The sequence below is a fragment of the Flavobacterium salilacus subsp. salilacus genome (assembly GCF_004634195.1).
Classification (GTDB): Bacteria; Bacteroidota; Bacteroidia; order Flavobacteriales; family Flavobacteriaceae; genus Flavobacterium; species Flavobacterium salilacus.
In genome coordinates this window covers 26,549-47,515 of the sequence record NZ_SKBP01000007.1, presented here as the reverse complement: position 1 = coordinate 47,515, position 20,967 = coordinate 26,549, and the positions used below count along the sequence as shown (strand labels likewise).

General features: G+C 38.7%; 27 protein-coding genes. 20 read left to right on the top strand and 7 right to left on the bottom strand.

Annotated elements, in window-relative coordinates; genetic code table 11:
• Positions 1 to 43: 43 nt before the first annotated feature.
• Both uvrC and E0W68_RS09695 read left to right on the top strand, forming a co-directional pair.
• The gene (uvrC, locus tag E0W68_RS09700) at positions 44 to 1,840 is read left to right on the top strand and encodes an excinuclease ABC subunit UvrC (RefSeq protein WP_135219232.1); all 1,797 of its coding nucleotides are present in this window, start codon (positions 44 to 46) and stop codon (positions 1,838 to 1,840) included.
• Entirely contained in the window at positions 1,840 to 4,041 is a 2,202-nt protein-coding gene (locus E0W68_RS09695; protein WP_135219231.1) for a patatin-like phospholipase family protein, read from the top strand. Before uvrC ends, E0W68_RS09695 begins: the two co-directional genes overlap by 1 nt.
• A gap of 58 nt (positions 4,042 to 4,099) precedes the next feature.
• Here E0W68_RS09695 and E0W68_RS09690 read toward each other — a convergent pair whose 3' ends face one another.
• Positions 4,100 to 5,410: a Fic family protein gene (locus tag E0W68_RS09690; protein ID WP_135219230.1), complete on the bottom strand. Its 1,311-nt coding sequence runs from the start codon at positions 5,408 to 5,410 to the stop codon at positions 4,100 to 4,102.
• A 216-nt stretch (positions 5,411 to 5,626) separates the two neighbouring features.
• Here E0W68_RS09690 and E0W68_RS09685 point away from each other — a divergent pair, with 216 nt between their 5' ends.
• Together E0W68_RS09685 and E0W68_RS09680 are read left to right on the top strand one after the other, a co-directional pair.
• Positions 5,627 to 6,199: a 5-formyltetrahydrofolate cyclo-ligase gene (locus E0W68_RS09685; protein WP_135219229.1), complete on the top strand. Its 573-nt coding sequence runs from the start codon at positions 5,627 to 5,629 to the stop codon at positions 6,197 to 6,199.
• 116 nt (positions 6,200 to 6,315) lie between these two features.
• Positions 6,316 to 6,648, top strand: coding sequence for a hypothetical protein (locus E0W68_RS09680; RefSeq protein ID WP_135219228.1), 333 nt, complete (start codon positions 6,316 to 6,318; stop codon positions 6,646 to 6,648).
• Between the two features lie 62 nt (positions 6,649 to 6,710).
• Here E0W68_RS09680 and E0W68_RS09675 read toward each other — a convergent pair whose 3' ends face one another.
• The 6 genes from E0W68_RS09675 to E0W68_RS09650 form a co-directional block, all read right to left on the bottom strand.
• On the bottom strand, positions 6,711 to 7,400 hold the full coding sequence (locus tag E0W68_RS09675; RefSeq protein WP_135219227.1) for an SDR family NAD(P)-dependent oxidoreductase: 690 nt from the start codon (positions 7,398 to 7,400) through the stop codon (positions 6,711 to 6,713).
• A 98-nt stretch (positions 7,401 to 7,498) separates the two neighbouring features.
• Positions 7,499 to 7,804 carry a TIGR03643 family protein gene (locus E0W68_RS09670; RefSeq protein WP_135219226.1) on the bottom strand — a complete coding sequence of 102 codons (306 nt, stop codon included), beginning with the start codon at positions 7,802 to 7,804 and terminating at the stop codon, positions 7,499 to 7,501.
• Positions 7,786 to 9,081 carry a DASH family cryptochrome gene (locus tag E0W68_RS09665; protein WP_135219225.1) on the bottom strand — a complete coding sequence of 432 codons (1,296 nt, stop codon included), beginning with the start codon at positions 9,079 to 9,081 and terminating at the stop codon, positions 7,786 to 7,788. The genes E0W68_RS09670 and E0W68_RS09665 overlap by 19 nt, the downstream gene beginning before the upstream one ends.
• Before the next feature lie 196 nt (positions 9,082 to 9,277).
• On the bottom strand, positions 9,278 to 10,600 hold the full coding sequence (locus tag E0W68_RS09660; protein ID WP_135219224.1) for a hypothetical protein: 1,323 nt from the start codon (positions 10,598 to 10,600) through the stop codon (positions 9,278 to 9,280).
• On the bottom strand, positions 10,587 to 10,973 hold the full coding sequence (locus E0W68_RS09655) for a Maf family protein (RefSeq protein WP_135219223.1): 387 nt from the start codon (positions 10,971 to 10,973) through the stop codon (positions 10,587 to 10,589). Before E0W68_RS09655 ends, E0W68_RS09660 begins: the two co-directional genes overlap by 14 nt.
• 93 nt (positions 10,974 to 11,066) lie before the next feature.
• A complete protein-coding gene (locus tag E0W68_RS09650; RefSeq protein ID WP_135219222.1) occupies positions 11,067 to 11,807 on the bottom strand; it encodes a helix-turn-helix transcriptional regulator in 741 nt (246 codons plus the stop codon).
• Positions 11,808 to 11,945: 138 nt separating this feature from the next.
• Here E0W68_RS09650 and E0W68_RS09645 point away from each other — a divergent pair, with 138 nt between their 5' ends.
• The 16 genes from E0W68_RS09645 to E0W68_RS09570 all read left to right on the top strand — a co-directional run bounded on the left by E0W68_RS09645 (position 11,946) and on the right by E0W68_RS09570 (position 20,825).
• Positions 11,946 to 12,233: a hypothetical protein gene (locus E0W68_RS09645; RefSeq protein WP_135219221.1), complete on the top strand. Its 288-nt coding sequence runs from the start codon at positions 11,946 to 11,948 to the stop codon at positions 12,231 to 12,233.
• A gap of 32 nt (positions 12,234 to 12,265) precedes the next feature.
• The gene (locus tag E0W68_RS09640) at positions 12,266 to 12,517 is read left to right on the top strand and encodes a hypothetical protein (protein WP_135219220.1); all 252 of its coding nucleotides are present in this window, start codon (positions 12,266 to 12,268) and stop codon (positions 12,515 to 12,517) included.
• Between the two features lie 70 nt (positions 12,518 to 12,587).
• Positions 12,588 to 12,851: a DUF3127 domain-containing protein gene (locus tag E0W68_RS09635; RefSeq protein WP_135219219.1), complete on the top strand. Its 264-nt coding sequence runs from the start codon at positions 12,588 to 12,590 to the stop codon at positions 12,849 to 12,851.
• A gap of 26 nt (positions 12,852 to 12,877) precedes the next feature.
• A complete protein-coding gene (locus tag E0W68_RS09630; RefSeq protein ID WP_135219218.1) occupies positions 12,878 to 13,141 on the top strand; it encodes a hypothetical protein in 264 nt (87 codons plus the stop codon).
• A 149-nt stretch (positions 13,142 to 13,290) separates the two neighbouring features.
• Positions 13,291 to 13,539, top strand: a complete 249-nt coding sequence (locus E0W68_RS09625) for a hypothetical protein (protein WP_135219217.1) — start codon at positions 13,291 to 13,293, stop codon at positions 13,537 to 13,539.
• On the top strand, positions 13,539 to 14,288 hold the full coding sequence (locus E0W68_RS09620; protein ID WP_135219216.1) for a DUF1376 domain-containing protein: 750 nt from the start codon (positions 13,539 to 13,541) through the stop codon (positions 14,286 to 14,288). The genes E0W68_RS09625 and E0W68_RS09620 overlap by 1 nt, the downstream gene beginning before the upstream one ends.
• A complete protein-coding gene (locus tag E0W68_RS09615; protein WP_235831830.1) occupies positions 14,263 to 14,748 on the top strand; it encodes a hypothetical protein in 486 nt (161 codons plus the stop codon). Before E0W68_RS09620 ends, E0W68_RS09615 begins: the two co-directional genes overlap by 26 nt.
• Before the next feature lie 475 nt (positions 14,749 to 15,223).
• Positions 15,224 to 15,529 (top strand): type II toxin-antitoxin system TacA family antitoxin, encoded by a 306-nt coding sequence (locus tag E0W68_RS09610; protein ID WP_135219215.1) that lies wholly within the window; start codon positions 15,224 to 15,226, stop codon positions 15,527 to 15,529.
• Positions 15,501 to 16,007: a GNAT family N-acetyltransferase gene (locus tag E0W68_RS09605; protein WP_135219214.1), complete on the top strand. Its 507-nt coding sequence runs from the start codon at positions 15,501 to 15,503 to the stop codon at positions 16,005 to 16,007. The genes E0W68_RS09610 and E0W68_RS09605 overlap by 29 nt, the downstream gene beginning before the upstream one ends.
• A gap of 130 nt (positions 16,008 to 16,137) precedes the next feature.
• A complete protein-coding gene (locus E0W68_RS09600) occupies positions 16,138 to 16,620 on the top strand; it encodes a Panacea domain-containing protein (RefSeq protein ID WP_225990361.1) in 483 nt (160 codons plus the stop codon).
• A 26-nt stretch (positions 16,621 to 16,646) separates the two neighbouring features.
• Positions 16,647 to 17,030, top strand: a complete 384-nt coding sequence (locus E0W68_RS09595; protein WP_135219213.1) for an MgtC/SapB family protein — start codon at positions 16,647 to 16,649, stop codon at positions 17,028 to 17,030.
• 6 nt (positions 17,031 to 17,036) lie between these two features.
• Complete coding sequence (locus E0W68_RS09590; protein WP_135219212.1) at positions 17,037 to 17,882, top strand: hypothetical protein; 846 nt, start codon at positions 17,037 to 17,039, stop codon at positions 17,880 to 17,882.
• A 26-nt stretch (positions 17,883 to 17,908) separates the two neighbouring features.
• Positions 17,909 to 18,421, top strand: coding sequence for a hypothetical protein (locus E0W68_RS09585; protein ID WP_135219211.1), 513 nt, complete (start codon positions 17,909 to 17,911; stop codon positions 18,419 to 18,421).
• Positions 18,422 to 18,537: 116 nt separating this feature from the next.
• A complete protein-coding gene (locus tag E0W68_RS09580) occupies positions 18,538 to 18,990 on the top strand; it encodes a hypothetical protein (RefSeq protein WP_135219210.1) in 453 nt (150 codons plus the stop codon).
• A complete protein-coding gene (locus E0W68_RS09575) occupies positions 18,987 to 19,415 on the top strand; it encodes a hypothetical protein (RefSeq protein ID WP_135219209.1) in 429 nt (142 codons plus the stop codon). Before E0W68_RS09580 ends, E0W68_RS09575 begins: the two co-directional genes overlap by 4 nt.
• Positions 19,416 to 19,496: 81 nt before the next feature.
• The gene (locus E0W68_RS09570; protein WP_135219208.1) at positions 19,497 to 20,825 is read left to right on the top strand and encodes a phage terminase large subunit; all 1,329 of its coding nucleotides are present in this window, start codon (positions 19,497 to 19,499) and stop codon (positions 20,823 to 20,825) included.
• The last annotated feature ends 142 nt before the right edge of the window (positions 20,826 to 20,967 follow it).

Below are 20,967 nucleotides of genomic sequence, written 5' to 3'. Positions count from 1 at the left end.
AACTACAAGCTGAAAACTCGAAACTAAATACTAACTTTGTAGTATGCAAACGCCTTTGGAACTCCAAATACAAACCCTGCCCGACAGCCCGGGTGTATATCAATATTTTGATAAAGACGACAAGCTGCTGTATGTAGGCAAGGCAAAAAACCTGAAAAAACGGGTAATGTCCTACTTTAACAAAGTAAACGACTCGGGGCGCATACGTGTTATGGTACGCAAAATAGTGCGCGTTAAGCACATAGTAGTTCCCACCGAAAGCGAGGCACTGCTGCTGGAAAACAACCTGATAAAAAACCTGCAACCCCGCTATAACGTACTGCTTAAAGACGACAAGAGTTACCCCTGGATATGCATTAAAAAAGAACCCTTTTCGCGCGTGTTTGCTACCCGCAATGTTATTAAGGACGGTTCGGAATATTTCGGGCCCTATACCTCATTCAAAACCGTAACCACGCTGCTGGAACTCATCAAAGAGCTGTACCCGCTGCGCACCTGCAATTACGACCTGAGCCCTGCCAATATACAGGCAGGTAAATTTAAAGTATGCCTGGAGTACCACATAGGCAACTGCAAAGGGCCATGCGAAGGCTATGAACCACTGGAGGAATATCAACGCCACATAGCTGCCATTCGCGAAATACTGAAAGGCAATTTTAAAGACAGCCTGAAAGACTTTCGCAGACACATGCAGGAACTGGCTGCCAATATGAAGTTTGAAGAAGCACAGGAAATTAAAGAAAAGATAGAAGTGCTGGAAAACTACCAGGCACGCAGTACCGTTTTCAATCCGCGCATTAACAACCTCGATGCCTTTAGTATTGTGAGTGACGAAACAATGGCGTACATCAACTTTATACAAGTGTCGCACGGGGCTATTATCCGTTCGCACACAATGGAAATAAAAAAGAAACTGGATGAGCCTGACGAAGACCTGCTCCAAATTGCGGTGGTAGAGCTTCGCGAGCGTTTTCAGCTACGCTCCAGAGAGGTATTAGTACCTTTCGAAATCAACCTGGGCGAAGAGGTAAAAGTAACCGTACCCAAACTGGGCGATAAAAAGCAAATTTTGGATTTTAGCGAGCGCAATGCCCGTTTTTACCGAATGGATCAGCTAAAGCAAATAAAAATTACCGACCCGGACAGGCACACCAACCGCATTATGGCACAGATGAAAAAAGACCTGCGCCTGCCTGTAGAGCCCCGCCATATAGAATGTTTTGATAACAGTAACATTCAGGGTACTAATCCCGTATCAGCATGCGTTGTATTTAAAGATGGCAAGCCCAGCAAGAAAGATTACCGCCATTTTAATATAAAAACCGTAGAAGGCCCTAACGATTTTGCGAGTATGGAAGAAGTAGTTTTTCGCCGATACCGCCGCCTGCTTGACGAAAACGAACCCCTGCCGCAGCTTATCATTATAGATGGTGGCAAGGGGCAATTATCTTCCGCTTTAAAAAGCTTGGAAATCTTGGGCTTACGTGGTAAAATCACTATCTTAGGCATCGCAAAAAGGCTGGAAGAAATATACTATCCGGGCGACTCGATACCGCTGTATCTGGACAAAAAATCAGAAACGCTGAAGGTTATCCAACACCTGCGCAACGAGGCACACCGATTTGGCATTACGCACCATCGCGATAAGCGAAGCAAAGGCGCACTGCAAACCTCGGTAGAGAGCATACCCGGCATTGGCGAAAAAACAATGGTAACGCTGCTTACGCATTTCAAATCGGTAAAACGGTTGAAAGAAGCCCCCGAAGCGGATATTGCCAAAGTGATAGGTCCTGCCAAAGCAAAAAAAATTACTGAATTTTATCACTCAAAATCGAACTGATGAAAAAAATATTTCTCCTGTTACTATGCTTACTGCTTATCGGTACGGTTACCGCACAGGAGGACAACAACGCCAATGCTAAAAAACCAAAAATAGGGGTAGTACTAAGCGGTGGCGGTGCAAAAGGCTTGGCACACATAGGTGTGCTGAAAGTGCTGGAAGAAGCCGGCATAAAGGTAGATTACATAGGCGGTACCAGTATGGGTGCCATAGTGGGCGGGCTGTATGCAGCAGGCTACTCGGCGCAGGAGCTGGACTCTATTTTCAATTCGCTTGATGCCGATGCGCTGATACAGGATTTTACCCCGCGAGGCTCTAAAAACTTTTTCGAAAAACGTAATGATGAGCTGTATGCGCTGTCGTTACCCTTTAAAGGGTTTAAAATCAGTTTCCCCACCGCCTTTTCCAAAGGTTTGTATAACTATACCACCGTGAGCCGTCTTACGGATAACGTGCGCCAAGTGCGCGATTTCGACTCGCTGCCCATACCCTTTGTGTGTATTGCTACCGATATAGAAACGGGCGAAGAGGTGGTGCTGCGCAAAGGCGTGCTGCCCGATGCCATACTGGCAAGCGGGGCTTTCCCATCGTTATACTACCCCGTAGAGATAAACGGCAGGCTGCTGATAGACGGCGGGGTAACCAACAACTACCCCATTGAGGAAGTAAGGAAAATGGGTGCCGATATTATTATTGGCGTAGATGTGCAGGACGGGCTTAAAGACAGGACAGAGATAAAAGGGGCTACGGGGGTACTGGTACAAATAAATAACTACCAGATGATAAAAAAGATGGAGGTAAAGCGCAAAGCTACCGATGTTTATATAAAACCCGATATTACAAACTACACCGTTATATCTTTTGATGACGGCAGGCAGATAATAGACGAGGGCGAAAAAGCGGCACGCGCCATGCTGGACTCCCTAAAAATACTGGGTACGGGCAAACCCATTGTAAGAGACAATGTGTGTACCGAGGATACACTTACCATAACGCAAATAGAAATTGCGGGGCTCAAAAATTACAGCAGAGCCTATGTTATCGGTAAGCTTAACTTTAAGCCCGGCTCAACAATTTCCTATAATAAACTCAACAATGGCATAAGCAACCTTAACGCCACCCAAAATTTTAACGCTATTGCCTACAACTTTACACAGGGAAAAAGAGGCGACATCCTTAACCTGCGCATGACCGAGAACCCTATAAACCGCTACCTGAAGTTTGGGCTGCATTATGACGGGCTTTATAAAAGCGGGGTTTTGGTAAATTTTACACAAAAAAACCTCTTTAGGCGAGGCGATGTTGCCTCTTTGGATGTTATACTGGGCGACAACTTCAGGTATATGTTTAACTATTATATGGACAACGGGTTTTATACCAGCTACGGGTTGCGCTCTACTTTTAATAGTTTTAACCGTAACGTGCCGGGCAGTATTATATATGATATGGGCGTAAACTCTGCCAACGTAGATTATACTGACATTAACAATCAGATATATGTGCAAACCATATTTGCACAAAAATTTTTATTGGGTGGCGGTGCAGAGCTTAAACATTTAAAAATAAAATCGGAAACATTAAGTTCCGACAGGTCGCGGGTGTTTGATAACAGCGATTACTTCTCGGTATATGGCTACTTAAAGTTCGACTCGTATGATAAACGCTATTTCCCAACCAAAGGCGGGTATTTTGCAGGAGAAGCAAAGTCATTTTTATATTCCAGCGATTATACGGGCGACTTTGACCGTTTCAGCATTATAAAAGCCGAAATGGGCACGGCAAAAAGGATATATCGCAACTTTACGCTGGAGCTACAGGCAGAGTCGGGCATTACGATAGGCGAAGAAAATGTAACTTTTTTCGATTTTATACTGGGGGGGTATGGCTATAATATGATAAATAACTTCCGCCATTTTTACGGATACGATTTTATAAGCATATCAGGCAACAGTTATATAAAGGGTGTTGCTACGCTGGACTGGGAGTTTATTCGTAAAAACCACCTGAATGTTACGGCAAACTTTGCCAATGTAGGTCAAAATTTATTAGACGAAGGCAATATACTGTCGTTACCCCAATATACGGGCTATGCAGTGGGCTATGGCATGGAGTCTATTATTGGTCCGCTGGAACTAAAGCACAGTTGGTCGCCCGATACCAACAGGCACTATACCTGGATTAGTATAGGATTTTGGTTTTAAATAATCAGCAAAAACCCGCCCAATCCGTGTCATTCGCGTTTCGAAAAAGCATTACGATTTAGTTACTACCTAATGCCTTTTCTAATTCTTTATTATGAGCCTGTACAACTTGTTTTACTATAGTTGTGATTTCAGTATCAGATAAGTTTTCATAAAACTTTGTATATAAAGTTTTATCCATATTACCGAAAAGTTTAACCGTATAATCTAATACATTAAATTTAAAATATACCCCATAACCGAATTCGAAATCTTCGAAACCTACTTTTTTTATTGATTTATAGCTAATTACAACTCCAATGTTGTTTAAACTTCGATTCTCAACAAGATTAGGACTATATGGATGCGGTGTGCCATCTATATAAATACGTACATCGTTATTTATATAATACTTTTCAAATGGTTTGAGTTTAGATTGTATTTTATTAACAATCTTAACTATCGTATTTTTATAAATTTCTCTAACTATTTCATCTGTCCTTTTATTCTCTGTGTTTTTATCCTTACCATGACCCGCTAATCTCATCTCCAGCAATGCAATTTCTTTATCAATATCATCAGCATCCTCTATACTTTCGCCTTTTGCTCCGGCAATCATAATTTCCAGAGAATGGATGGTATTTTTAGCAATATAATTAACGAAAGCCTCTATATTACCTGTATCGGCAAGGCGCAGGGCGGCAAAGTAATTTTCTTTATCTTCGGCTTTTACAATTACAGGCGGGTAGCCAAACTTCATTAATATAAAGTTCATGAGTATGCGCGCTGTCCTGCCGTTACCATCATCAAACGGATGTATTCGTATAAACTTATAATGAAACTCTGCTGCCAACAATATAGGGTTTACATCTTCCTCCTCTATTTTGCCATTATACCACGCCATGAGGTCAGCCATTTTTGCAGGCGTTTCTTCGGGCGTGGCAAAATAAAATATCTCGCCCGTTTTTGTCTCTACATGGTTCGGCGTTGTTTTATAACTCCCAACGGCTATTCGCTTTTTGGTCGGGCTGCCGTCGGCAGTAACCGCATCAACCTCATAGGATTCTTTAAGCAATAGTTGGTGCAACTCTCGTATAAAATTCTCGGTAAACGACCTCTCGCCTTTTACCATGTCCAGCACCCAATTTATAGCCTCGTTATGCCCTGTAATCTCAAAATGGTCTTTAAGCGGCTTGCCCTGTGCCGTAATTCCGTGCATTAACAAGGCTTTGGTTTCGCCATAGGTAAGCGAGTTCCCCTCAAGGTTATTAGAATGATAATTCCAGTCCAAACGAAATTTCTGCATTATCCGTGCTTCCTGTTCCTTATCAATAGGGCGCAGGCTGTCCAATTCTGTTTTAAACGCAACCGCTTTTATAATATCTTCCATAAACCAAACAGGTTATAATTCAAATGTAAATATACACAAAGCTAAAATATATCTGTGAAAACCCGTCTTATCCGTGTCATTCGCGTTCCGAAAACACAAAACCACTCATCAACCCAATAAAATTATACTTAAATTGATTTCAAAAAATTCGCGAAAATCAGCCCAATCCGTGTTATCCGCGTTCACAACATCCAAAAACTTTTATCTTTGCACTGTATGACAAAGCAAGAAATCCGCACCAAATACCGCGCGCTGCGCAAAAGCTTAACCACAAAGGAAGTGGAAGAGAAAAGCCTTGCCATAGCCAACAGGCTGTTGCAGTTGCCTGTTTGGGACAAAACCTACTACCACCTGTTTTTGAGCATTGAGGAGCAAAAGGAAGTGCAAACCGAATTTATACTGCACCTGCTTGCCGGAAAAGATAAAGAAATTGTAGTAGCGCAATCGGATTTTGACAGTCATGAAATGACCCACTACCTGCTTACCGATAACACAAGGCTCGTAAAAAACCAATACGGCATACCCGAACCTGTGGATGGGCTGGAAGTGCCTGTAACAAAACTGGATGTGGTGTTTATACCCCTGCTTGCCTTTGATATTTTTGGTAACCGGCTGGGGTATGGCAAAGGTTTTTACGACAGGTTTTTGGCGCAATGCCGCCCCGATACCCTAAAAATAGGGCTTAGTTTTTTTGGTGCTGAAGAAAAAATACTCCCAAACCTCCCTACTGATATGGCAATGGATTATTGCGTAACACCATACAATACCTACACATTTACAACAAAATAAGAAGGTTCAATGTTAAGTTTTTACTGACATTGAAAAACTTAACATTGGAACATGCCATGATATAGTTTTTAATATTAATTTTGTGTTAAATTAAAGTTATTATAACATATCCTTAAATGAGTAGAGAAGACCTTAGACTGGTAGAATTTTCTGTAACAGAGAAAACCAAATCGAGTAAAACCAAAAAATCAGTTTCTAAAACAAAAAAGAAGTTAGGCTATTTCCACATTTGGGGGACTAACTTAGACGGAAAGGGCAACGAAAAATTTTATGGACTTATTGAAGAAGCCAAAACCGGAAAACTGGTAGAGGTAAACTACAAAAACATTCGTTTTTTAAGCGAAGCGGAGCTGGACAGCATATTTGAAGAAACTGTTGAGGAAATTATTACCGAAGCAGATGAAGAGCCGGCAAATGAAGAAGAAAATACTACTACAACCACAACATAGCTTTTTGTTGCTGTAAGCCCCCTACAGAACGAATCCTATTGCTATTAATTAAGGCTGTTATTTTATAACAGCCTTAGTTTATTCATACCCCCATCTACAGCCAGTACCTGCCCTGTTATCCAGGCGGCATTTTCGCCCAGTAAAAAGGTTATAGCCTGTGCCAAATCATTGGGAGTACCTATTTTTTTTAGCGGGTTTCTGTTTTTTGCAGCTTCCGTTTTATCGTCAGAGCCTAATAAACGCTCGGCAAGCGGGGTATCTGTAAGCGAAGGCGCTACACAGTTTACCCGTATTTTTGGGGCAAACTCTGCGGCAAGCGAGCGCGTTAACCCCTCAACGGCACCTTTTGCCATAGCTACCGAGGCATGGAACGGCATACCCGTACCCACAGCCACTGTACTGATAAATACTACCGAGGCAACAGCACTCTTTTTAAGATTGGGCAAATATGCCTGTACAAAAGCGGCAGCACCCAATGCACTCACATTATAATCAGCAGTAAAATCATTTTCGTTGATACGATGAAAAGGTTTCAGGTTAATAGTTCCCGGAAAATAAACCAATCCGTCAATTACATCATCAATAGCGGGAAATGTGCCAAAACCATAGTGTGCTACTTTGTGCCATTCGGAATAATTTCCGTTATCGTCTTTAGTCGAAACACCAATAACCGTGTGTCCCTGTTCTTTTAACAATGTTGCGGACTGTGTTGCCATTGCCGAGAATGCCCCCGCGAAGATGTATGTAGCCATAAAATGTTGTTTGTACAAATTTAAGTACTATATACAGCTTTAACCGTTCAACAAATCTTAAACTATCAGAAAAAATTCAGTCTGTTATGTATGGTTGGTTATCGCTTAGAAATTTTATTGCCCGATATGGCGCGCTGCCTGTTGCATTTAAAACGGTTTATGGCATCGCTGCGTTTTTTGGCGTGCTTGGTTTTGCAACGCTCTACCCTGTCGCGCCACAGGCGGTAACTGCTGAATTTGAGTTCGCGCTTCATGAGTGCTTTTACCTTATCTTCGGTAAGCCCAAACTGGTAGTATATGGCATCAAAAGGGGTGCGGTCTTCCCAAGCCATTTCTATAATACGGTCTGTATCCCTTTCAGTTAAAGGGGTTTCTTCTTTATTACTTATATTTCTTGCAACCATAAATTACGATAGTCTTTTTTAGCGTCATAATCATCTGCTTGTTTCTGCGGGTCAAAGTGTCGCTCTATACGCGGGTCGTTGCCCACGCCGGCTATGTATGCCCAGTTGCCCCAGTTGCTCGATGGGTCATAATCAATCAAAGTTTCTTCAAAATAGGCTGCGCCGTATCGCCAGTCAATATGCAGGTCGTGGCACAGGTAGCTCGCTACATTTTGCCTGCCCCGGTTACTCATAAAGCCTGTCAGCTTCAGCTCGCGCATGTTGGCATCTATAAAATCCTGTCCTGTTTTGCCGTCTATCCAGCGTTGCAGTACTTCGGGGTCAGGTTTTTTCCACTTAGCAGCAGTATTTTTTATACCTCCGGGCAAAAAGAGGCGGTTGCGGTGCTTTTTCATCATAAACCTAAAGTAATCGCGCCACAACAGTTCGAATATCATCCAATAGGTACTTTTGTTGGCGCCATGTGCTTCTTCATACTTTTTTATTTCATGATATACCTCTCGCGGCGACAGGCACCCCATAGCGAGCCATGGGGAAAATTTGGATGAATAGTTTTCGCCCAGCAATCCGTTTCGGGTTTCCTTATAGGTAGCAATGGCTTCTGTTTCAAAAATATAATCGTTAAGGCGTTTCAGCCCTGCGGTTTCACCGCCTTCAAAGGTCATTACAGCCCTGCTGTCGGGCGCAATAGGTTGCAGCCCAAGCTCGGCAAGCGAGGGTAGCTGTAGGGGTGGGATAATGGGTGAAGGGATGCTTTCGGGTTTATGGAATACAGGGCGAATGCCTGCTTCTTTTTCTATTTTTTTTCTGAAGGTAGTAAATACATCGGGAATGCCTCGTAATGGAAAGGGTAAATCCTCTGCATGGTACAGGGTGCTGGTACTAAAGGTTTCTACCACACAACCTTGTTTCCACAGGGCTGCCACTACGCGTTCTTCCTGCTTTTTCTCGTCGGTAGTTACCTCTTTCTTGGCATATATTTTTTTAGCATTATACAGGCGCGCCACACGGGGCAGCTCCTCTTCGGGAATGCCACGCACTATTACCAACCCTGATTTTAGTTGGCGTAACTGCGCATCAAGGTCGGCAAGCGATTCCAAGAGGAATTGCGCTCTAAAGCTGCCTGTTTTTTCGAAACCGAATTTTGTTTTCCCAAACTGGCTTTCGTCTATACAATATACAGGTACTATACTGTTACTTTGCTGTATAGCTCTTACCAGTGCTTCGTTATCATGCAGCCTTAAATCTGTTTTAAACCAAACAATAGATGTAGGCATTTTTGTAAGTAATTGTAGTTATTTAAACGCAATCTAAATAAATTTGCCTTACAAATATACTACAAAAACAGCCTTTATAAAATGTATTAAGATATTTTATACTTTGTTCAACGTGATGTGAAACTGTCTGATAATAGAAAAAACCATCCGTTTAGATGGTTCATTTTAAAATACACTGAAATATAGGCTTCAGGACTTAAGACTTATTTACAATATATTCGTATATCATGAAAACTAATCTTTTAATTTGATCATCAATTTTACCCGAGTCATCTGTAACTTCAAATTTTTCATTATCATAAATCGCAGAATAGACTACAGTACTTTTATTACTGAATATATTAACTGGGATTGAAAGATTAGAAACATCATTAAATCCATATTTCTTAAAGTTATCCTCCGTAAGCACTACATTGGTCATATCACTTGTAACAAATAATGTATTATCAAGCTTAATTGCTCTATTAGAAGAGTTCTTATCTATTACTGTGGTAAACTGAACTACTTCAAAATCTTTGTCCTCAATCTTAAAAATTTCCTCCCTGATAGGTAATATTTTTTGAATTACCCTCTTATCCTTAATTTTAATTGTAGAATATTTTGAGTCTTTAGATTTTTTAATTTTTAAATCAAAATTAGGGTTTTCAGTTATTTTAAATATTGGCTCAAAAATTTTTCTTCTATCTTCTTCATCATATGTTGCCAATATTTCATCTACAACTGCATCGTCATAATCTTCATCAAGTACCAAATTTTTATATTTGCTACCTACTTCTATAGCCCAATCCTTAATTTGTTTATTTTCAATAGAGCTTTTCATTACACTATCAACTGCTAGTCCAATCTCAAAACTACCCCATTTTAAATCCACCATTCTAAAATCTAAATCTGGCAATATCCTATTAAATAATTTATTGAGGGTATTTTTATCCGATTTAATATCTTTCATCGAAGCAAAAAAATCTATTTTGAGAAAATTTTTAAATGATTTAGTAAGATTTGATAATAATTCATTCGTCAACTCATTTAAACCAATAGTATCGGCATATTTTAAATTTGTTGATGCAAATTTTAAGTAAAAAGCATCCTCACGTAAATTCTGTAAATACTGTTTGGATTTATACTCTTCAACGATTTTATAATAATATGATGATTGAGTAGGCGTGTAATTGAGATATGATTCTTCCGCAGGCAAATAATCATCTGATATAGATTCACTAAAAACAATATTTATATTTGTAGTATTACCGCTAAAGTCCTCTTGAATAAGATATATGAATTTTTTATTCTTTAAAATTAAATCTCTAAGTGAAATTTCTTTTGTAAAATACTTTAAAATTTTTTCTTCATCAATCTCAAATAAACAATAAAAATCAGATTTATCATCTGTATCAACTAGATATAAAAAATAATCCGTCTCATTATATTTGAGATGGGAAAGTATAGGTTCATCCAAAAAAATTATATCTTCAATTTTTTTGAATTTCCGTAAATCTATATTGATACTATTCTCCATCATTTACATATGTAAATTTATTTATTATATCTAAATCTTTTTTGGGATAAAAGGTATAATGTAACTCATTTTTAGAACAATGTTTTATACCATCATCATCTGTTACATTCACAACTGCAATTCTAGAGTAATTGACACGTTTATTTTTTGACAAACTCTTCAACATTTGTTTTGCAGATTCATATGTAGAAAAAAGCGATAATCCCCAAGCAAGACAATTATCTTGTAATTTAGGCTTTAATAGTACGGCATTAGGTGTGAATGATTTCTCCGTCATATTTTCCTCTACACATCGGAAAAGCATTTTGTTTCCAGACTCATTATTAACAGGACAATCATCTATTAAACTTATTTCATATTGATATTTTAACTCCATTTAGTAATTTTTATTTGTCATAAAGTTGGTAAATATATTATTAAAATTTAAAAAAAGACAATATATTAAAAAACCAACTCTCATTTATAAAAATTAATAACTAATCTTTTTACTCACACTACGGCTCACATCAATAACATAAAAGAGTGCCTGCACATCGTTAAGGTGCAGTTTAAAATCAGTAAACTCCGGGCTGTCATTAAGCGAGTGGCACATTATGTAACCCTCCTCGGTATTGTGTTCTACAATTTCCTTTAGTAGCGGCATTTTGCTCTGCGTAGTATAAATAACCCAGTAAGGGAAATCGCGATAGCGCAATTTATCTGTCCAGTGGTGGCGTTGCAACTCGCGGGTGCTCACAATACTGTTTCGGGTAATGGCATGGTTACTGCCATCGTCCATACTGTCGCCATTTACACGAAACGCCACATACCTGCCCTGCAAAGGCTTATCTACCAATATACCATGTTGTCCTAAATCCATCAAAAAATCAGTATCCTGATAACTGCTAAGAAATCCTGCCTGTATTTTAAACTCTGCCAAAGGCATAAGCATGTAATACTGACCGTTGGGCAATTCGATAAACTTATTGCCGTTTTTATTCTCAAAATCTTCGCTAAGCGGTTTTACATTATTATGAGCCACCGAAAGATGATACACACCATCCGGCTCTAACACTTTGTGTAATATTTCACTTTTAGACTTGGGTATAGGCCTGCCCTTCTCATAATTAATGATGGTTTCGCGGCTTGCGCCAATAAGGTCGGCAAGCTCCTTTTGTGTGAGCCCCAATTTCTCACGGTGCTGTTTTATTTCTAAACCACTTATAATCATAACTTTACTTTTCTTAACTTATTAATTTTCCAACCAAGTTGAAATTTTAACATTTATTAATTTTGAAAAGTGGAATATTCCACTTAATTTTGTCCTGTGTTTGAGCAAAGATACTAATAAATGTGTAAAAAACAACATTTGAAAGAGAAAATATGTGTATTAGAGAAAATAAAATGGTCGTGTACGCGTTCCCTTACTAAATACAGCGCTACAAACGATGTGGAAAATACCACAAATACAGAGAAAAAAAAACAAGAAGTAAAGGCTCTCTTACACAAACTGTACACAGAACTGTACCAAGCTGATGAAATTGTGGAACATTTGGCTTTGGAATCGGAAAAAACAACAAGTTACCAACCCACAAATGAAGAAATAAATGCAATATTACTCTTTAACAAAGACAAAAGGTTTACCATAACCGAATAAACCGTCGCCCATCCCACTAAAAAAGAGCTATTATGAAAAAAATTTACAGTAAGCTGCAAGAAATCAACAGCCGTATTACCGACTGTGAAAAAGAAATAAAGGCTGTAAAGCATCTTCCGTTTTACAACATCTTTAACCGCGAGGCACAACGTGAAAAAGACCTCCAGGCACTGCAAGAGTTGCTAAACAGCCTTTTACATCAAAAAATAGAAACGCTCAATGCGTTAAAGTTACAAGTATATCAGGAAAAGTTAGCTGTCACATCATTACTACAGCACCGTTAGGCACTCAGCCCGCATAGTTATCCATAGTTCAAGCATTCAACCTATTTTTTAATTATTAAACCATTTCATCATGAAAATTTCAGGAAACATTGAGAGCATTGAGTACCGCAACACCGCCGGACACGAAAAAAAAGTAGTAACCATAGCACCCGGATTCAGGCAAAAAGCCTTTGTAGAATTTCGCGGCAGGCGTATGGCAGACCTTGACACCTTTAAGGAAAACGACGAGATAGAAGTAACCGTAACACTGGAAGGCAAAATATCTAAAAACAGCGGCATACAGTATAACAACCTCGTGGCGCAGGAAGTAACCGCAACAGGCAGCGAGCAATAAGTAAAAAACCCACAACACATAAAAAGATGGAATCGAAACAACAGGAATATACCGTAAAAATACTGGAGCAGTTACAACCGCTTTTTGAAGAAGATTGTAAAAACCGCATTGACATTAAAGAACTGGAAGACAACAGCAATGCATCCGATTTTTTTCATGCGCTTGCCAACCTTGCCCCCGCAGTAGTGTATAACAAACTGACGAAAAGCAATGCCGGCACACTCGACTTTAACCAGATAGCCAACAGGCTTTGTTTTCAGAATGTGAGAATAAAAGATACACAGTCATAAAGTCGAAAGTCATAAAGACGAAGGTCGTAAAGTCAAAAACAATATACACTATTCTCTTTTGGCTATTGCCTCATGACCAATGGCTATTACCTTTTGGCTAATAACTTTAAACAAAATTCCAATTTTTCAATTATTAAACTATAACCATTATGCAATTTAAAACCAAAGGTATCATTACCGCAGTGGGCGAAGTAAAAACCACAAAATTAGGAACAGCAGTACAACAACTGCACTTTGAGCAGGAAACAGGCAGAATTATTTATCCCAGTGCGCTCGGCACAAAAATAGAGCTGTTAAACGACCTTTTTCCCGGCGATGTTGCCGAAATAGAGTTCCATATATCAGGCTCAAAAGGCACATACAACAATGTTATAATCGACAACCTGGTACGTGTATAATGAAAGATCCCGCATTTCCATTCTATGCTCAGGACTTCCTGGTAGGAACACTGCACATGACGTGCGAAGAAACAGGAGCTTATATAAAGCTCCTGGCTTACCAGTGGGTAAACCTTGGCATACCCAAACAAAGGGTAGGCATTATTATAGGCACAGGCTGGGAAAACGTGTGGCAATCCATCCGCGATAAGTTTATCGAAAAAAACGGCGTGTTTTATAACCAACGGCTGGAACTGGAACGCGAAAAAAGAGCGCGGTTTAAACAAAAACAGTCCGAAAACGGTAAAAAAGGCGGTCGTCCTAAAAAAGATACCAGTATTACTAACGATACTGCCATCAACCCACCCTTAACCCAAAAAAAGCCTTTAGAAAATGAAAGTGAATATGAAAAGGAAAATAACAATGAATATGAAAAAGAGGGTACGGGAGAAAAAACAGTAGCCCACCCCTACGCTACCGAAGCCTTTGCGCAACAATGGCAGGCATGGAAAAACTACCGCGCTACCGAGCATAATTTTTACTACCGCAGCCCGCAAAGCGAGCAGGCAGCCCTGTCAGAACTCGGCACACTATCGGGCGGCAGCGAAGCCGATGCCATAGCCATAATGCACCAAAGCATGAGCAAGGGCTGGAAAGGATTTTTTGAATTAAAAACCAATGAGCAGTCAAGAGCACCTTCCCGAAAAGGCAAAACACAGTATAGCAACGATTTCAAACGAAAAATTGCTGAAGGTTTACAGTCCCGTTAACTGCATGCGGCATTCGGGCAAGTTAAGCACGGTGGCACAGGCCATGAATGCCCCTGCCCCTACACTGGGCAGCATTCAGCGCGATAAAAACCCCGCGTTTGCCAATGCCCTCGTAATGGGCTGGCTGGTGTACCTGAACGATATACTGAACCTGAACAAACCCATGACGGAAGAGCAGATAGAGCTATGCGCGCAGGAGGTAAACAACACTTACTACAGCCTGAAAATGAGCGACCTGACGTATTTGTTCAAGAAAATCATATCCGGGCAATACGGCGAGTTTTACGAAAGCCTTACCATAGCCAAAGTACTTTCGTTTTTTCGGGATTATTTTGAAGAGCGTTGCCAAGTTGCCGAAGAGGAAAGCCACCGCACGCATGCCGACTTTAGCAGTATTGACGAGTTCAACTACTCGCAAAACCTGCGCCGGATATGGCAGGGCAAAAGCAGCAGGAGCTAACGGCAAAATATCATTTACAGTTCTTTGACGTACCGACTGATTATCAAAATAATAAAATGGTTTCGGAAACGGTTTTAAAAAATATTTTTTATAATTTATTTTATTTGTACGCTTTTTTACCGTACATTAGCGGTTGCTAATACGCTCTTTGACATCTTTTCTCAGTTCAGTCTAATGATAAATGCTTACTATAAGTTTTCAAGTTATTGTGTCAAAATAATAAGACAAAAGCTATTTATCAATTTTCAAATCAAAGTATAAGTCATAACAAATAAGACAAAAACTATTTATCAATTTTCAAATCAAAGTATAAGTTCATAACAAATAAGACAAAAACTATTTATCAATTTTCAAATCAAAGTATAAGTCATAACAAATAAGACAAAAACTATTTATCAGTTTTTCAAATCAAAGTATAAGTCATAACAAATAAGACAAAAACTTTAATATTATTAATATTTTAAAATTAAAAATCATGGCAACATTCATTAATGACAGAATTGATGTTCGTATTAGCAAAGAACAGAAAGAGCTTATTAAGTATGCTTCTGAGTTACGTGGTTTTAAAAATCTGTCCGAATTTATTGTATTTTGTGTTAATAGAGAGGCTAATCAAATCATTAAAGAAAATAGCCTAGTGTTAAAAACATTAGAAGACAAAAAAATCTTTTTAGACGCAATTTTAAATCCATCAGAACCCAACGAGAAACTTAAACAAGCTCAATTAAATTATCAAAAATTTATTTTGAGTGATGAAAAAAATAACGGAAGTATTAAATAAAAGTCATAATAAAAGTGATTTTTATTGTGGTAAAGAATTACTGGATAATTACATCAGAAAACAGGCTAGTCAGGATATAAAAAAAGATTTATCCGCATGCTATGTGTTTTGTGAAGGTGATAATAAAGAGGTCACGGGATACTATACGCTTTCCAGCAACTCTATAGACAGGAGCACCCTACCACCATCATTAACAAAGAAACTCCCACCTACTTATGTAAACCTGCCTACAGTATTACTGGGCAGATTAGCTGTTGATGCAAAGCATCAAGGAAAAGGTTTAGGAAAACTACTTTTAATAGATGCCCTAAACCAATGTATTGAATTATCAAAAACTTTAGGAATAATCGCTGTAATAGTAGATCCAATTGATAGCGAAGCTATTAAATTCTACGAAAGCTATGGATTTATATTATTACCGGGATCTGGAAAAATGTTCATAACAATTAAAACCATTGAAAAAACATTCTTAGTATAAAAAACAGAACTATCAAATGAATTTGATAGTTCTGTTTTTAGTTTTTCTTTCAATAAAAGTATAATTTATTAATCGCATATTTAAATAAAAATTTATTACTTTTGTAATACCAACTAAAACAACCTGTTAAATGCAAAGCCCTATGTATAACCCTGTTACCATAGCAAACTACTTTATAAAAAAGTATGCTGCCGATGATCAGCTAACCCCGATGAAGTTAATAAAGTTAACTTACATTGCCTATGGGTGGTACTTGGCATTAAGTAACGGGAAACAACTGGTAAGCGAAGAACCGCAGGCATGGGATTTAGGTCCTGTACTGCCCACGCTGTACCATAACCTGAAACAATATGGCGGTAACAAAGTTAAAGAACCTGTTTTCCTTAAAAGTGCCGTTAACGACGTTATCTCTGATGAAGATTCCGAATTCCTTGATTTTATTTGGGATAAATACGGGCAATACTCCGGTAAAGAATTAAGTGCCATTACGCACACCAAAGGCACCCCTTGGTCAGAAATATACCCAAAAGGACACAACCTTACACTCCCAAAGGATTTAGTACAAAAATACTACGAGGCAAAAATGCACGAAATGTTAGACCGTGCATCATAACAAAAACCAATGTAGTATAACTTGTTATGAGCGACAAACCCAATTTCGATTTTAAAGAGCTTAAAAAACTGCGGAAAATTTCTTCTGAGGATGAGTCCGAAATAGAAATAAAGCCCGAAGACGAAATTAAAGCCGAAGAGCAGGAAATTACGTTTGAAGAAAGACAAAAAGAAGCCGAACTGCAACGTTATAACGACGATTCCCGCCACCGCAAAAACCTTGTAAAATGGGCTACCACACTAATAGGTATATGGCTTACAGCAGTTATTTTAATACTTGTAGCTACGGGAATGCCCCTACTGGAACTTTCGGATACCGTTATGGTTACACTGCTAAGCACTACCACCGTTAACGTACTGGGTTTAATGATAATTGTACTCAACGATATTTTTAAGGGGAAACAGAAATAGATGTCTATGAAAGACTTAATTAAAGATATCTTAGAAACTTCCCGCGACAGGATTAAAACCCCTATTACAGGTTCGTTTGCCTTAGCTTTTCTGCTTTGGAACTGGCGTCCTCTACTTATTCTGCTTTTCTCTGATTCTTCTATCGAGGATAAAATTAAACATATCGATAAAAACTATTGCACTACTTGGGCGTTATTAGTTCCTTTAATGATTGCCTTATTCTATATAACTCTTGTTCCTTACATCATGGTCTATTTAGAGTTTTTTACTAAAAGAGCAATTAAAGTAAGAAAAATGCACAAAGCAGAGTTAACAATATCTGATTTAGATAATAACATAGAATTTGCAAAAAAACAATTTGAGCTTGAACAAGCAAAAAATGGATATAAAGAGATTAGCACGCTAAATAACAGGATAGCCAATTTAGAACTTGATTTAAAAATTCAAAATGACCAACATAAAAAGCAGATAAACACTTTAAATGATCAACATAAAAGCCAAGCTGAAACGTACGAGAAAATAATTGAAGGATACAAAGAAAACAAAGAAATAGATAATACTTTAATTAGAAATCTAAGCACATTAAGCGACGACCATAAAAAAACCATTGAACTTCTTTCAAAACAAATATTGCAAGGCTTTTCTGAAAATGAAAAAAAAGGATTTATTGATTTTTGCGACTTTTATATTTACAAGAATATTAGTAAATATAAACGATATGAAACATTCGATTTATTTGAAGATGAACTAATAAATCGTTCTTTAATTGCTAAAGGTAGTGATGGATACTCAATAACTCCACTTGGAGAAATTTTATACTATTATTTAAAGGAAAACGAACCTATATTGTAAAAATATTTCTCCCAAACCCCAACTAAATGAAAGAAGCACAACCTACTGTAGCTTCAACCAAAATACGCAAACCCCGTTATAAAAAAGAATACCCGCATCAGGCATACAAACTGTGCCTGCTGGGCGCAACCGACAAAGAACTCGAAACCTTTTTCGGCGTGTCGCTCGATACCTTAGCGCGTTGGAAAAAAACCCACGAAGCGTTTAACACCCAAATCATAAAAGGCAAAAAAGCCGCCGATATGGAGGTTGCACTATCGTTATATAATGCCGCCATCGACCGGGTTATAACCACCAAGCAGGCTATAAAATGCAAAGAGGTCTATTATGACGATAACGGCAAGCGCGTAGAAAAAGAGCGTATAGAGGTGGTTGAAGTAGAAAAACACATCCCTGCCGACTTCCGCAGTCAGCAATTTTGGCTCAAAAATCGCAACCCCCAGCAGTGGAGCGATAAGTATGACGAAGCCGATGAACTACAAAAAGACATACTGCTTAATTTGGGCTCCGGTCGCAATCCCGAAATAAATGACCTTTAGTCATTTAACATTATTACAAATTAATTACTTAACTTTGTAATAGATTTGTATTTTAGATTAAAATAATACATTTACAAAATCGTTTAGATTGAGGAAATAATCAAATCTGTTTAATTATGGAATCTACTACTGCAAAAAAACAAATTACCGAAACATTTCAGGAAGTTAGAAATTTCTCTTACGAACAAAAGAAAGAAGAAACAATTAATGCCCTATTAGATAAAATTTTAGAATTACAAAACCATATAAATACAAAAACTGTTTTTTTAGAGGATTTATATCCGCGTTTTGAAAAAATAACTTGGATTGGCTTCGATGATATAGATGAAGAAACTTTAAAAATCATCAATGATATAATATCTACTACAAGAGATATATCAAGAAGCCTTACTCTTCAATATGTTTTTTTAAATAATAATTATAAAAAAATTGTTCCTGATACTATAAAAAAATTCAAATCCGCATTAGATGATATCAAAGAGATAACCGATGATTTAGAAGATGTTTTTTTTCGGTTTCCCAAAGACTATCGATTTCAAAAAGCTAATGATTTAATACAGTCTTTATGAGAATTTTTTCAACTCCTGAATTTAAACATGAGTTTGAAAAATTAATAAAAAACAACTCATATAAATATCTTTCAAAAGAAATTATCAATAACTATTTTGGGAAATCTATTGAAAATATTTCAAGTGGGACAAAATTAAATGGAAATTCTCCAAATGCCTTTATTAAAAAAAGAATTGGAGGTAGTGGTGGAAGCAGATTATATCTACTTATTGTCCAAACATCTGATTCTATTTATTTCACATTTATACATCCAAAAACACGACCTGCTGGCTATGAAAATATAGCACCCGAGAAAAAGGCTCAACTGTTAGAAAATGTATATGAATGTATCAAAAACAATGATTTTTACGAATTATCTCTTTGTAAAGAACAGAAAAATATAATTTTTTCAAAAGCTAAAGTAGAAATTTCATTGGTAAAATAATCTTCCACAAAATATTTGCTTAAAGAATATTACTTTGATTTATTTGGCTGAATTTGGGCTCCGGTCGCAATCCCGAAGCGGATGAAACTGTTGGTTAAACAGGAACACGCCATCTACTACCTGAAAGACAACCGTACCGAAGAGGTACTTTACGGCGGAGCTGCGGGCGGTGGCAAAAGCGCGCTGGGCTGCCTTTGGCTTATGGAAATGTGCCAAAAATATCCCGGTACACGCTGGCTCATGGGGCGCAGTAAACTCAAAAACCTGAAAGAAACCACCCTTAATACCTTTTTTGAGCTTGCTACTCTATTGCAAATCAGCAGGCAGTTTCATTACCGCGCGCAGGAAAATGTAATACGCTGGAACAACGGCAGCGAAATATTGCTTAAAGACTTGTTTCATTACCCCAGCGACCCCAATTTTGACAGTTTGGGCTCGCTCGAAATTACAGGCGCATTTATAGACGAGTGCAACCAAGTAGTATATCACGCTTGGCAAATCGTAAAAAGCCGAATCCGCTACAAGCTGTCCGAACACGGGCTCATACCCAAAATGCTGGGCAGTTGCAACCCTGCGAAAAACTGGGCTTACAAAGAGTTTTTTAAACCCCATCGCGAAGGCACGCTCCCCTCCTATCGGAGGTTTATACAAAGCCTGCCTACAGATAATCCGCACCTGCACCCCAGTTACCTGCAATCGTTATTACGGTTGGATAAAAACAGCAGGGAACGCCTGTATTACGGCAACTGGGAGTATGACGATGACCCCGCCACGCTGATAGACCACGATGCTATTGCCGACTATTTCAACCCGGCACACATAACCCCCGAAGGCTTAAAATACCTCACTATAGATGTAGCCCGAAAAGGGCGCGACAATACCATATTCAGGGTGTGGCATGGCTGGCTGTGCATCCATAGGGAGGCTATAGCCAAATCAGGGCTTGACGAGGTTGTGGGCAGGGCAAGGATATTGCAGGCAAAATTTGGCATTGCACTCAGCAACACCATAGCCGACGAGGATGGTGTGGGCGGTGGTGTAGTCGATTTCCTGAAATGCAAAGGCTTTGTAAACAACAGTACCCCGCTGGAAATGAAGGAGAACGGCACGTATGTAAAACCGAATTATGACAACCTGAAAAGCCAGTGCAGCATTAAAATGGCGGAGATGATTACTGCACGACTGACCGGCGAACGATGCGATAACGATGCCGTACAGCAATGCACTACCGAAGAAATGGAGCAGGTAAAACTGCGGGATATTGATAAAGACGGTAAACAGGGCATTATACCCAAAGACCGCGTAAAGGAACTCATAGGGCGCAGCCCCGACGAGTGGGACAGCATTATGATGCGTTACTGGTTTGCCCTGCGCAAAAATTATAATGCCCGTGTAAGAGTAGCCCCCTGACAGTTTTCAGTCGCAGTAGGCGGTCACAGTATTCAGTCACAGGTTTGTCATTCTGACGAAGGAAGAATCTCTTTACAACTATTATTAATATCATTACGAATAACTGTAAACTGAATACCGGGACTGTAAACTATTAATCAAA

Excerpts from the sequence above, each read along its gene's own strand:
- E0W68_RS09595 (WP_135219213.1), top strand. The coding sequence starts at position 16,647 with ATGAGCGACAAACCCAATTTCGATTTTAAAGAGCTTAAAAAACTGCGG.
- E0W68_RS09625 (WP_135219217.1), top strand. The coding sequence starts at position 13,291 with ATGCAATTTAAAACCAAAGGTATCATTACCGCAGTGGGCGAAGTAAAA.
- uvrC (WP_135219232.1), top strand. The coding sequence starts at position 44 with ATGCAAACGCCTTTGGAACTCCAAATACAAACCCTGCCCGACAGCCCG.
- E0W68_RS09640 (WP_135219220.1), top strand. The coding sequence starts at position 12,266 with ATGAAAAAAATTTACAGTAAGCTGCAAGAAATCAACAGCCGTATTACC.
- E0W68_RS09585 (WP_135219211.1), top strand. The coding sequence starts at position 17,909 with ATGAAAGAAGCACAACCTACTGTAGCTTCAACCAAAATACGCAAACCC.
- E0W68_RS09690 (WP_135219230.1), bottom strand. The coding sequence starts at position 5,410 with ATGGAAGATATTATAAAAGCGGTTGCGTTTAAAACAGAATTGGACAGC.
- E0W68_RS09670 (WP_135219226.1), bottom strand. The coding sequence starts at position 7,804 with ATGGTTGCAAGAAATATAAGTAATAAAGAAGAAACCCCTTTAACTGAA.
- E0W68_RS09635 (WP_135219219.1), top strand. The coding sequence starts at position 12,588 with ATGAAAATTTCAGGAAACATTGAGAGCATTGAGTACCGCAACACCGCC.
- E0W68_RS09675 (WP_135219227.1), bottom strand. The coding sequence starts at position 7,400 with ATGGCTACATACATCTTCGCGGGGGCATTCTCGGCAATGGCAACACAG.
- E0W68_RS09660 (WP_135219224.1), bottom strand. The coding sequence starts at position 10,600 with ATGATGGAGAATAGTATCAATATAGATTTACGGAAATTCAAAAAAATT.
- E0W68_RS09590 (WP_135219212.1), top strand. The coding sequence starts at position 17,037 with ATGAAAGACTTAATTAAAGATATCTTAGAAACTTCCCGCGACAGGATT.
- E0W68_RS09605 (WP_135219214.1), top strand. The coding sequence starts at position 15,501 with ATGAAAAAAATAACGGAAGTATTAAATAAAAGTCATAATAAAAGTGAT.
- E0W68_RS09655 (WP_135219223.1), bottom strand. The coding sequence starts at position 10,973 with ATGGAGTTAAAATATCAATATGAAATAAGTTTAATAGATGATTGTCCT.
- E0W68_RS09570 (WP_135219208.1), top strand. The coding sequence starts at position 19,497 with ATGAAACTGTTGGTTAAACAGGAACACGCCATCTACTACCTGAAAGAC.
- E0W68_RS09680 (WP_135219228.1), top strand. The coding sequence starts at position 6,316 with ATGAGTAGAGAAGACCTTAGACTGGTAGAATTTTCTGTAACAGAGAAA.
- E0W68_RS09650 (WP_135219222.1), bottom strand. The coding sequence starts at position 11,807 with ATGATTATAAGTGGTTTAGAAATAAAACAGCACCGTGAGAAATTGGGG.
- E0W68_RS09575 (WP_135219209.1), top strand. The coding sequence starts at position 18,987 with ATGAGAATTTTTTCAACTCCTGAATTTAAACATGAGTTTGAAAAATTA.
- E0W68_RS09665 (WP_135219225.1), bottom strand. The coding sequence starts at position 9,081 with ATGCCTACATCTATTGTTTGGTTTAAAACAGATTTAAGGCTGCATGAT.
- E0W68_RS09630 (WP_135219218.1), top strand. The coding sequence starts at position 12,878 with ATGGAATCGAAACAACAGGAATATACCGTAAAAATACTGGAGCAGTTA.
- E0W68_RS09695 (WP_135219231.1), top strand. The coding sequence starts at position 1,840 with ATGAAAAAAATATTTCTCCTGTTACTATGCTTACTGCTTATCGGTACG.
- E0W68_RS09580 (WP_135219210.1), top strand. The coding sequence starts at position 18,538 with ATGGAATCTACTACTGCAAAAAAACAAATTACCGAAACATTTCAGGAA.
- E0W68_RS09685 (WP_135219229.1), top strand. The coding sequence starts at position 5,627 with ATGACAAAGCAAGAAATCCGCACCAAATACCGCGCGCTGCGCAAAAGC.
- E0W68_RS09610 (WP_135219215.1), top strand. The coding sequence starts at position 15,224 with ATGGCAACATTCATTAATGACAGAATTGATGTTCGTATTAGCAAAGAA.
- E0W68_RS09620 (WP_135219216.1), top strand. The coding sequence starts at position 13,539 with ATGAAAGATCCCGCATTTCCATTCTATGCTCAGGACTTCCTGGTAGGA.
- E0W68_RS09600 (WP_225990361.1), top strand. The coding sequence starts at position 16,138 with ATGCAAAGCCCTATGTATAACCCTGTTACCATAGCAAACTACTTTATA.